Source organism: Leptolyngbya sp. AN10 (assembly GCF_050565645.1).
In the GTDB taxonomy this organism is placed as follows: Bacteria; Cyanobacteriota; Cyanobacteriia; order Leptolyngbyales; family Leptolyngbyaceae; genus Leptolyngbya.
Genome location: NZ_JBNXVP010000015.1, coordinates 75,399 through 87,133 on the forward strand (window position 1 = coordinate 75,399; position 11,735 = coordinate 87,133).

Genomic DNA, 11,735 nt, shown 5'->3' on the forward strand with positions numbered 1-11,735 from the left:
GATTCCAAATGAGGTTGCTATAATTCCTTCATTCTGGGGCTGTAGCTCAGCAGGATAGAGCGATCGCCTCCTAAGCGATAGGTCATGAGTTCAAATCTCATCAGTCCCGTTTTAGACTCAAATGATTCAATTGGTCGGAAGTGGTTGACCAAATTGAATCGTTCTCGATCGAGCGGGAACCGGAGTTTCTTCGATCGGCTGTGCGGTTCTTTGAGGTTCTTGAGGAATTGATCGCGGTTCAGTCGGTCTTGGTTCTGGGGAAGGTCGATCGAGCGGGGGAACGGTCACGGTCGGTTGAGCCGTTGGCGCATTGATCGGCGGAAACGAATTCGGAATTGCAAGACTCGGATTTACGTCAGGCAATTGCAGCGGATTCGATGTATTCGTAGGTCGAACTGCATCAGGAAACAACAAGCTACTACCGGGAGAATTGCCTGATCCAGCAGCAGGTAAGGGCGCATTTTGGAGGGGTGGCATTACGGCTGGGGCGGTTGGCAAAGGACGGGATTCGGTCGGTGCAGGAACGGTTACGGGTGTCGAGGGAGTCCCATCGATCGCAGGTGGCGCAGGCGGTAAACCAAAGTCACTTGCAGAAGTCGGAGTTTGCGCGACGGTTGGAGTTTGGGACGTTGAAGTTTCAGGTGCGGTTTGGATTGGACGAAGCTGATTAAATACAGCTTGAGTCGTGGGAGAGGGTGCGCTGGCAGCAAGAACGGGGCGAAGCGTCCAACGCACACTTCGTGAAGCGGAGCTACCGACAGTCTGATCGGTATCCTGAACTTGCTGGAGTTGCGCTTGCTGATTGTCTAGAACGATATTCGGAGCCAGTTCCAGGACGATTCTGGCAACATTCGGCTGAAATTGGGACACCCGAATTTCTCGCACTGCGCCTGAAAACGTTCCTCTCGGTGCGACCGCTCCAATTTGCGTCTCTGGCAAATCGAGAATGATGCGGGTCGGTTGCGCCAAAAGCGAATAGCGGGGTTTGACTCCTGCGGGAACGGTGACTTCGAGCTGATTGGTATTGGGATCGAAGCGCCAGTTTTCCAGCGGGGCAGCGGTGGCAGGAGCGGCAAGGAGGAGCGCGAACACTGCGTGCAGCGGAGCTACCGCAAGAGTCAATTCGAGTTTGTGCGAGTTCAGCATAGTGAGGTGACTATAAGCAGCAACAGAATTGGCTGGATTATAGGCGAGAATTGAGCGATCGGATACACGATCGAGACAAAGTTTGGCGAATTCTATAGCCGTACTTATTTCAGTTGGGACATTTCTAGAAAGCCCCCCAGCCCCCAAGTTTGGGGAAGCAAGAGTCTTAAGCCCCCAGAATTGGGGGTTTGGGGGCGACTCCGAGGATGTCCTAATCTAGACTTCTACTGCTATGAGAGGATGTTTGAAGCGTGTCGTTGATTGCCCCGCCCCGAATTTATTCCGGGGCGAAATCGAACGCGGCGAGAACACTTTGATGCTTTCTAGGCAGACACTTTGAAGGTTTCAACGGATTCTGCCAGAGCTTTTGCGATCGTGACCGTTTCTCTGAGGGAGCTAGAGACTTCAAGCGATGAACTGGAAGTGTGTTCGGCAACTTCAGCGATCGTATTCATTAAATGAGTCACGGTGTTTGAGGTGCTGACTTGTGAAACTGTTGCTTCAGAGATCGAATGGACAATTTGATCAATCTGATGCGACACCTGCAAAATTTGCTCTAAGCTTTGTTTTGCAGATTCTACGGATTGAGTTCCTGTCACGACTTGAACTGTGCTTTTCTCCATTGCTTCTACGACCTCGATCGTTTCCTGCTGAATGGTGCTTACAAGTTGAGAAATTTCATGAGTTGCCGCAGAAGCCCGACTTGCTAATGCACTCACTTCTTCTGCAATCATCGCAAATCCTTGGTGTCCATCGGTTCGAGTTGCTTCGATTCCAGCATTGATCGCTAATACATTGGTTTGCATTTCAATCTGATTGATCAGTAACACTGCTTTCGAGATTTGTTGAGCCGATTCGCCTAATCGTTTTACTTTTTTTGTAGCTTCGCTGATCGACTGACGTAGTTCTGCGATACTTTCAGCCGTTTCGCTCATGGCAAATTCGCCCGCTTCCGCAGTTAAAGCGGCTGTTTGACTGACTTTTGCAGCTTGTTGGGCGTGAGATGCGATCGTATAAATCGACTTCACCATCTGATCAATACAGTTCAGTGTGACGTGCGTTTCCTCAGATTGTTTGAGCGCATCTTGCGAGAGCGATCGGACTGCGGTTTCGTGCTGATTGAGCGAAGAATTGACTTCCAAAACACTCTGTTTCACTTGCTGAACAACTTGCTGTAAGTTTTCAACGATCGCATTAAAGAAATCGGCAACAGTTCCAATCTCTTCACCACTTACAACAGCGCGAACTGTTAAATCCCCACTGGCGGCTTTTTCAGCTTGTTTCATTAGTTCTTGAAGCTGCGATCGCATTGCTTCTTTTTGCTGTTGGCGTTCTTGAGCAAGCGTCGCCTGAGCAACAGCCGTTTGACGTTCGCCCGTGAGATTGACTTGTGCGATCGCATCACCTAGATGTAAAGCAATTTGCACCAGTAGACTCGTTTCCGACTCTTCCCATTGACGTGGAGCACTGCATTGATGAGCCACTAACAATCCAAGCAATTGTCCCTCCACAACCATTGGAGCCACCAGATTCGCTTTGATGTTAAATGCTTCTAGTTGCTGGCGGTAGCACGGATCAATTCTGGCATCTTCTAGGTTACAAATCGCGTGAGTTCGACCTGTCCGATACTTCTCGATATACCGCTCCGCAAAACAAGGATCAGCAATTCTCGCACCGAGCGCAGCGGGAAATCCGATCGCGACGGATTCTGCCACGATCGTGCCTTGCCAGTTCTCATCAAAGAGATACACAATTGCTCGATCGACATTTAGCAGATGCCGAACTTCTCGAACCCCGGTTTGAATAATCTCATCGAAGTTAATTGATCGACGAATACTATAGGCAGCTTGATTTAGTTTTTGTAGCTGTTGAACTGATTTTGCTTGGTCCTGCATGGATCGATTGATCGTATCTGCCATTTGATCAATTACTTTGCTGAATGCTGCTACTTCGTCATTGCCAGTAATATTTAGCCGAGTGGTGAGATCGCCGTCTGAAAGCTTCTTAACGCGCTCGGTCATCATCGTAAATCTGCGAGTTAACACATGAGCCAGCAAGATTGCTAACAGTCCAGATGCGATCGCAGTCCCAGAGCCGAACAGTAGAATCCAAAGCCGCGAGGGTTCTGAGATGCGTTCAGCCGGAGTACTCAGCAGAATTCGCCAGTTTAGATCCGGTAATTGATCAATTCTTGCGATCGGGGTTTGAGTCAGAAATAAGCGCTGCTGAGTCTGTGTATTTGTCCAGAACTTACTATCGGGTAGCGTTGCATCAGCAAAAGCGGTGAGTGCAGTCCGATTTTGCTCTGATGCGACTACAAGACGATTCGCACTATCGAGAATGCTATAGCTATTCTGAACACTAGGGAGTAAGTTTGTCAGGCTGCGAGTTGGTAATGTTGCTCGAAGAATCGCGATCGTTCTTCCGGTCGCAATCTCTCTAATTGGAGCAGTGAAATATAGCACAGACTGATCATCAGTCTCGATTACGTCGCTGAGAGTCATCCGATCGGCTTTCAGCGCAGATTGGAAATAAGACTGTTTTGATTGATTGGGAATAGATTGCGGCTTCGTTTGCAGTAGAGAATTTCCATTGGGATCGAAAACAACAATATTGCTAAAAGCGGTGTAGGATTGTGTTACTCGATCGAGTGCTGCGAGTTTGTCCTCTTGAGATAAGGTATTCCAGATTCGAGCATCATTTAAAACTGGCAATGCTGCGATCGCGCTAATCTCTGATTGTCGCTGTTTCATGTAGCTCTGAATCGAATCACTTGCTAACTTTGCAACAGTTTGCTGAGTTTCAACTGCTTGAGTGACTGAGCGATCGTTGAGTTTATAGCTGACTGCTCCGACTGTTAACGTTGGAATGACTCCGAGTAAAAGTGCGATCGTTGCAACTTGATTTCTGAAGCTGAATGTTTTGAAGCGAGATAAAAGGCGATTCGGAGAAGTTGAAACGCTGCGAGGTAAGGAAAGATTGACTTCGGTGAGAGAGCGATCGGAGAAAGTTTGACGTTGAGCAGATTGAATCTTCATCACAAGTTACTGCACTTCTAAACAATACCAATTCAAACAAATGAGTAATTTATTCTCTGATTGATAACTACTGAGAAGCATTGTGACGGAATTCAGCTTGTGATGTCGAGTGCTTTCTCCAAACAGCCTTCTTTTCCCACTTTTAGATTTGATTGCCGTAGAAAAACCCACTTCTTGAGTTAGAAACTCATTCGTTTCTGCATTCTACTGGGATCGTTTTTTGGTCGTTTTCCTTCTCGTCGCAGCTTCTCGAAAATAGCTTGCTTCAACCATTCTGACCGATCACAGCCTGAATCAATCAGTGCCTCAATTTCTGCGGGCAAAGCGATCGTGAGTGAGCAAACTGACTGAAGTGAATCTAATTGTTGAGTTAACCAAGTTTGATTGAAAACTTCTCGATAAATTGAATTCTTAACTTGAAGTTTTCCATCTAAAGTTGCAACCAAACCCGATAAAATTAGCGCAGTTGCATTCGTTGAATTTGTGCAAGCGACATTTTCTTGATTCAGAATCGATCGGTACAGAAACAGTAATTGATGTGCTTGAGAATGATGCACAATTCGATCGCGAATCGTTCTTAAATGTTCTGGATTGTCCTGTGCTTCCCAATTCTCAATCATGTGTTGCCGAATCAATTGAGCGACCCAAAACGACTCGGTTCCTGGAGGTAGAATAATCTTGCCTTTTGGTGTTTCCCAACTGAGTTGCACCACTTTTTGACAGAGCTTTTGGGTGAGAAACGGCTGCCCTCCAGTCCATTCCAGAATTGCTCTCAGAATCGCGGCAGGTTGGCTAACTTTTCCGACTAAGCCTTGAGTGAGCGTTAATGCTTCGTGAAATTGGAAGCCTTCAAGCTCGATCGCTCGACCAATGTTAAACGGGGTGCGAGTGCGATCGCGAATCAGTTCAGAAGGAGTCGTCACTCCAAATAGCGCCCAATTCAAACGGCGAAAATTAGAATTTGTGGAGCGCCGATCGTAACAGTAGCGAATCAATGCAAAAAAGTCATGCACTGGAAACGGTAAGCTCAAGGTACTATCAATCTCATCAACAAAGATTAACACCTGTTGATCCGGAAATTGAGCAAGCAGCACCTCTTCGAGAAAGAGACAAAGCCGTTGAGCGATCGCAATGTCTTCATGGTTGCGCCACCAAGATTTGAAGTCGATCGTATGCCAGAGATTCAGCGATCGTAATAGTTCAACTGCAATTCCTCGATACCATTGCATTGGAGTGACTTGCTCATTGCCAAGACAAGTCATATCCAAGTAAGCACAGCGAAAATTTGATTGTTCAAGCTGTTGTCCGACTTGGACTCTCAAGCTAGATTTACCCATCTGTCGAGCATTGAACACATAGCAAAGCTCACCTGTCTTGAGTGCCGAGTAAAGCTCAAAATCTGCTTTACGTGCAATATAGCTCGGCGCATCTTGCCGTAAGCTTCCTCCTACTTGATACTCATACTCACTCATTGCAGTTCATCTGATCAAAGGACTCGCATTGCCTGAAATTCTACAGCATGGGAAATTTACTTCGACATCATATCAATCTGAGAACAATGCGACAGATCCGCAAAATCGCACACTTCATCAAAAAAATCTGCTTCCGGGGGAAAGCAGATCTATCAACTGCCTGAAAATGAACGAGTGCAACCCTTTTCCAATTAGTCTCGCGAGAGAAGTCTAATTCGGATGAAGTCACACTGCGTATTATGCCGAGTGTTCAGCGAAATGGGAGGCGGGATTTGTGGGGTAAAAAGTAGGAGGTTCGCGCCCTAGATTACACAGTTGAGAGGAAAAGCAGGGATCTTACTAGAAATACTAGACAACCTAAAGTGTGTGATCGACAATCTATCCTATGAAAGCGTTTTGTTTAAGCAACTACCTGGACTCATGCCTCAATCGGCTCTCGCGATCGTCAATGAACTTTTAGCGCCCAATCCTCTGACCTACATTCAGGAGATTGTATTTCTGCGATCGCTAGATGGGAAGCGATACCGCGAGATTGCGGTCGAATCCGGATACGACTATGACTATGTAAAGGAGGTAGGATTTCAGCTTTGGCAAAATCTTTCTCATGCACTGGGACGGAAGGTGACAAAGAAGAATGTTCGATTGATTCTCGCTGGGTTAGATTCGCCTGCAAATTCGTTGTCGAACTTTCCTTTGATTGTCCGATCGTCAGCTTTAGAGTTTCCTCGTGGTCCATTGCCCGTTGATTCAAAGTTCTATGTTGAGCGATCGGCGATTGAATCGTTAGCCTATCGTGAAATTCTAAAACCAGGTGGACTGGTGCGAATTAAAGCTCCGCAGCAGAGTGGAAAAACCTCTCTAGTCCTGAGATTAATCGCTCATGCTGAGTCGAATGGATTAGTTCCAGTCGTGCTTAATTTACAGAGTGCCGATCGACGATTGTTTAGCAATCTGAATGATTTTCTGCGCTGGTTGTGTGTTTTGATTAGTCGGCAATTAAGTTTAGAACCCCAATTAGATGCGTATTGGGATGAAGAGAGTGGAAGTAAGCTCAGTTGTAATGCTTATTTTCAGATGTATTTGTTAGACAAGATTGAGGCTGGAGTTGTCCTGATTTTCGATGAAGTCACAGCATTGTTTGAGTATCCTGAACTAGCGCAAGATGTTTTACCGTTGTTCCGCATTTGGCACGAGTCCGCTGCACAGAATAAAATTTGGCAAAAGCTGAGATTGATTGTGGTGCATAACACTGAGCTTTATGTGCCATTAAAGTTAAATCAATCGCCATTTAATGTTGGTTTACCGATCGAGCTTGCTGAACTGAATTTTGATCAAGTTCGGATGCTGGCTCAACAATATGAGTTAGACCTTCGCTGCGATGAGTTAAATCAGCTTCAACGCTTAGTAGGAGGGCATCCTTATTTACTCCAGGTTGCTTTTTATTGGCTTCAGCAGGATTTACCGATCGAACAATTGCTCGAAGAAGCTCACACCACGGTTGGTATCTATCACGCTGACTTAGAGCGCTTGTGGAATCGCATTCAACAGCACCCAAATCTTCTGGATGCGTTTCGATCAATTCTTGCCAATGATTATTCTGTTCCGTTTGGAGCGATTACTGTTTACAAGCTGGAGAGCTTAGGACTCATCAAGCGTCAGGGAAATCAGTTGATGGTTCGCTGTCCGCTTTATCAACAGTATTTCACAGCGTATCTAAGCTAGTTGATCTCGTGCGTCTTCTAGCTGCTTTTGAGCGGTAATATCTTGCACAGTTCCTTCATAGAATTGCAGATTTCCTTCCGCATCTCGAACTGCTCGTGCTTTCTCTCGAACCCAAATCCGATCGCCATTTTTCCGAAACACTTCCGCTTCAAATTCTTCAGTTTCGCCGTATTGTTCGAGGTACAGCACAAACTGCGATCGACGTTGTGGAATGGTATAGAGTTGTCGAGCAATGTCTTGAATCGAATTGATTAATTCTTGGGGTGAATCATAGCCAAGTAAGGTTGCCAGCGCTTGATTTGCTTGTACGAATCGACCATTGAGCGTAGTTTGAAAGATCGCCACGGATTGTTCCGTTTCTTGAGTGCGACGATGTAACCTGAGTTGATACTCAATTCGTGCTAAAACTTCCTCAAGCTGAAAGGGCTTAGTAACATAATCTACGCCACCGACATCGAATGCTTTGACCTTATTCGGCGCATCATTGACGGCGCTGAGAAATAGAATCGGGATTTGGCAAGTTTGCGGATCGAGCTTTAATCGTTCACACACCTCGTAACCATCAATTCCTGGCATCATCACATCTAACAGGATTAGATCGGGTTGTCGATCGCGCACCGAGTTCAATGCTGCGGCTCCATTCGAGAGTTGTTCGACTGCGTATCCTTGCTCAGTCAAAGTCGAAGTTAACAATCGCAGGGTTTCAGGGGTGTCATCAATGATCAGAATTTTAGCTTGAGCAACTGTCTGAGTTCTTTTGAGTGCGAAGCATTTGAAAATTTGTTCTTCAACTTGTCGAAGGTTAGGCTGATATTTTCCACCTTGAGCGCGTAGGGTTTGATGTTGTAGCACTAACGCATCAAGCGTTTGCGCGATCGTACTGACCTCGGAATGAATTCGTTTTAGTCGATTGAATAATGCGATCGCACTTCGACATAAATCGGCTGAAACTTCTTGATCTACTTGTGTCGAGACTAGCTGAGAAATATTTTTCTGTATCAGTTTGCGAATGTAGTAGTCTGTCACAGGCGACAAACAGCGAGATTCAACATGCGGCTCTGGGAAGGGAACTCGACGTGAGGCTGGGATTGGGAGCATAAAAGTACAGCGATCGAAGACAGGATGACACTGAGACAAATTCTAACCGAGTCACATTTTACTGGAGAAAGTTAAAACAGATGCGATACTTAAACCTTCTCTTGATCCTGATAGCAAATCTCTAGGTGTTCAGCCATTTTCGTCAGCAGCGTCGCTTCTTGGAATGGCTTCCACACTAAATCATCGAATCCAGCCGCGAAAATGACGGTCGGATCAGTTTGAAATACGTTTGCTGTGAGAGCAATCAGAATCGAATCGTTCGGATCTGAATCGTCGATCTCTCGTTGTTGGCTTATTGCGCGAATTTGTTGCGCGATCGTATATCCATCAATATCTGGTAGTTGTAGGTCAAGCAGGATTATATCAGGTTGCCATGATTTCCAATGCTCGATCGCATCGGTTCCGGTATTCGTAGTTCTTACTTCAAAGCCAACCCGATCGAGCATTTGCTTTAAGAATCGACAAATTTCAACATTGTCTTCAACAATTAATACGTGAATTGGCGGTTGATTCGATGCTAATTTCCAAGAGGTTTGCGATCGAGGAGTTGAAGCTTCGATCGCAGGTTCAAACGGCAAGGTCACTGTAAAAACACTTCCTTGCTCGATCGTACTTTGCACTGAGATTTCGCCGCCCATCAGTTGTACAAATCGCTGACTGATTGATAGTCCTAGCCCTGTTCCTTTTTGCAAAGCTCGTCCTGCTTCAGCTTGAAAGAACGGCTGAAATAGCTGTTTAACTTCATCTGCGGCGATTCCAACTCCCGTATCTATCACACGAAAAACTAGCTGATTCTGAATTGCTGTTACTTGCAACTTTACTGTGCCTTGGGTCGTAAACTTCACGGCATTGCTGAGTAGATTGATTAGAATTTGGCGCAGCTTGCGGGAGTCGGTTTTAATGCAATGCGGCAAGTCTGGAGCATAGTCTGAAATGAAGGATAATCGTTTCGCGATCGCAGTTCCTCGAATCACAGTTTCAACAGTTCTGAGCAATTCAATTAGATTCGTGGGTTGAAGCTCGATCGAGGTTGCTCCTGCTTCAATTTTCGCCAGTTCTAGAACATCATTGATCAGGTCTAATAAATGCTGTCCACTTCGATTGATAATGCCAATGTTCGTTTGCTCATCAACAGTCAATCGGGGCGAGTATTTGAGCAATTCGCTAAATCCCAGAATCGCAGTTAAAGGCGTTCGTAGCTCGTGACTCATTGAGGCTAAAAACGTACTTTTTGCTTGATTCGCAGCATCAGCAGAAAGTTTTGCTTGTTCGAGTGCAATATTCTGTGTTTGAAGCTCTGCGGTACGCTCTAAGACTTTTAGTTCTAACGCTTGATTGGCATCTTTTAACTGTTGCCACACCCAGTAGGCTCGACTCACAGAAGCCGCACTGCTCAATCCTACCAAAGGTGCAACAACAATCGCCCACCAGCCAAGCAAGAATAATCCATAGCTACTGACTCCAAGCAGCAAAAACGCGATCGGAATCATTAACACCATGCGACGAGACTGAAGCCGCCACCCGATCGCAGTTCCCACACTACACCAAAGTAGAATCCAACCCCATTCCAAAGCTTCTGGCAACCCAGACAGCGGAGTTCGTTCAGAAAGCGCTCCACTGATCAACTGTGCTGTCAAATTCGCGTGAATTTCCATCCCAAACCAAGCTTCTTTTGGCTGCATCGAGTACGGCACATAAAAACGATCGCCACTCACACTTTCAGCCGTAGAGCCAATCAGCACAATACGATCGCGCATTAAGTTCGCTGGAATTCGATTCGCCAACACATCCCGAATCGCAACTCTCGGAATGTTATTTTGAACTCTCAGATAGTTCGAGAGAATTTGAAATCCTCCCACATCGGCTCGAACATAGCCACCAATATGAGGTGTAATCGATCGATAAGTTGCCTTTCCGAGTCGGACCTCTCCATTTGTCGATCGCTGGGGTTCAATTCCCTTAGTTTTGAGGTAGAACAATGCTAACTTTGTTCCGAGAGCTAATCGAGTTCTACCCTTGCGTTGAATTGAGATCAATGCTCGACGAATTTTTCCATCCGCATCCAGCACTAGATCACTGTTTCCGATCTGATCGCGATCGCGCAAAATCGGCGGTGGTTCAACCGAATCTCCAGTTGCATCTCCGATCGCTTTTGCCACTCCAATCAGATTCGGAGTCGAAGCGTAGGTCTGCAATAGCTTCTGATGTCCAGGTTCTACCGGAAGATCGCGATAGAGATCTAAGCCAATCACAGTCGGACGCTGGCGTTTGATTGTTTCAATCGCGATCGACAACGTTTGATCTGTGACTGGAAAGCGCTGTAGCTCAGACAAATCCGCCTCAGAAACAGTCACAAAGACAATTGGAAGTTCAACCGCTTCAGGTGGGCGCAGTCGAAACCATTGATCGAGCATTGCCCACTCTAGCAATTGGAAAGCTCCTGTCCACTGTAAAGCGATCGCTGCACCCGATACACCGACTGCAATTGCTCCTAGTTTGGAGAATTGTAGCAAGCTTGGGATTCGCCTCGATCGCTTAAATATCATCGATTCACAATCGTCTGAGTGTGTGGAGCAGTCATCTTTTCTAATCCTGCCGTTTTGAGTGTTTCTGACCAAAAGTTAGTGAACGATTCAGAACTGGCAGGCTTTGAATTGATTAAGACTGAAATTGCATCGTACCAGAATTGAGACTGAGCATAGAGCTTTGCGCGATCGAGATCTGTGATTGCAAGATTAAGTTTCTGTTGAAATTGAACAGTCGGAGCTTGCCGCTGTATCCAACCTCCAACGACCCAATCTTCGGTTCGACGCTTAGGATTACAAACTAGGGCAACTGTCCAATTGTACGCCTGATTGAAGTCCAGAGCAGGAGCCGTTTCGGGAAGCGTAATTTTAACCAATCCGCTTTTGTTCTCGATCGCAATTTGCGTTTGATAGACTCCTTTGCGTTGTCGATCGAACAAACTAAATTCGAGTATTTTTGCACGAGTCGAAGGTAAATAAACCCAAAATGTCGGACGTGCTTGTGTGGTTAAACCGAGATAAGTTCTGGAGGATAGAACAATCGGAATGTCACGATTGGAAGCGGCACAAGTCGGCTGTGAAGGACGAGAAGCCCCTCCTGCTGTGCTTCCAGGCTGTCCTTGTCCGGGAGGTGGATCGAATGCACTCGCCAGGGTTATTTGGGCTTGACCCAAGAGAAAAACAATCAGAGCCGTGGTGAATGTACTTGAGAAGTTCATCATTGTTCAGTCTCC

At 46.1% G+C, this 11,735-nt stretch carries 7 protein-coding genes and 1 tRNA gene; 2 read left to right on the forward strand and 6 right to left on the reverse strand.

Going from position 1 to position 11,735, the window contains the following annotated elements; genetic code table 11:
- The first annotated feature begins 35 nt into the window (after positions 1–35).
- A tRNA-Arg gene (locus ACQ4M5_RS21050) sits at positions 36–109 on the forward strand.
- 17 nt (positions 110–126) lie between these two features.
- Here ACQ4M5_RS21050 and ACQ4M5_RS21055 read toward each other — a convergent pair.
- The 3 genes from ACQ4M5_RS21055 to ACQ4M5_RS21065 all read right to left on the reverse strand — a co-directional run bounded on the left by ACQ4M5_RS21055 (position 127) and on the right by ACQ4M5_RS21065 (position 5,656).
- Complete coding sequence (locus ACQ4M5_RS21055) at positions 127–1,146, reverse strand: AMIN domain-containing protein (protein ID WP_430677642.1); 1,020 nt, start codon at positions 1,144–1,146, stop codon at positions 127–129.
- A 323-nt stretch (positions 1,147–1,469) separates the two neighbouring features.
- The gene (locus ACQ4M5_RS21060) at positions 1,470–4,184 is read right to left on the reverse strand and encodes a methyl-accepting chemotaxis protein (protein WP_430677643.1); all 2,715 of its coding nucleotides are present in this window, start codon (positions 4,182–4,184) and stop codon (positions 1,470–1,472) included.
- 179 nt (positions 4,185–4,363) lie between these two features.
- A complete protein-coding gene (locus ACQ4M5_RS21065; RefSeq protein WP_430677644.1) occupies positions 4,364–5,656 on the reverse strand; it encodes an AAA-like domain-containing protein in 1,293 nt (430 codons plus the stop codon).
- 420 nt (positions 5,657–6,076) lie between these two features.
- Between ACQ4M5_RS21065 and ACQ4M5_RS21070 the strand changes: the two genes are divergently transcribed.
- Positions 6,077–7,378, forward strand: a complete 1,302-nt coding sequence (locus ACQ4M5_RS21070; RefSeq protein WP_430677645.1) for an AAA-like domain-containing protein — start codon at positions 6,077–6,079, stop codon at positions 7,376–7,378.
- Here ACQ4M5_RS21070 and ACQ4M5_RS21075 read toward each other — a convergent pair.
- From ACQ4M5_RS21075 to ACQ4M5_RS21085, 3 genes are all read right to left on the reverse strand, one after another.
- Positions 7,370–8,476, reverse strand: a complete 1,107-nt coding sequence (locus ACQ4M5_RS21075) for a response regulator (RefSeq protein ID WP_430677646.1) — start codon at positions 8,474–8,476, stop codon at positions 7,370–7,372. The two genes, ACQ4M5_RS21070 and ACQ4M5_RS21075, sit on opposite strands and share 9 nt — an antisense overlap.
- 89 nt (positions 8,477–8,565) lie before the next feature.
- Positions 8,566–10,989 (reverse strand): CHASE2 domain-containing protein, encoded by a 2,424-nt coding sequence (locus ACQ4M5_RS21080; RefSeq protein ID WP_430677647.1) that lies wholly within the window; start codon positions 10,987–10,989, stop codon positions 8,566–8,568.
- A 29-nt stretch (positions 10,990–11,018) separates the two neighbouring features.
- On the reverse strand, positions 11,019–11,723 hold the full coding sequence (locus ACQ4M5_RS21085; RefSeq protein WP_430677648.1) for a DUF928 domain-containing protein: 705 nt from the start codon (positions 11,721–11,723) through the stop codon (positions 11,019–11,021).
- Positions 11,724–11,735 lie beyond the last annotated feature (12 nt).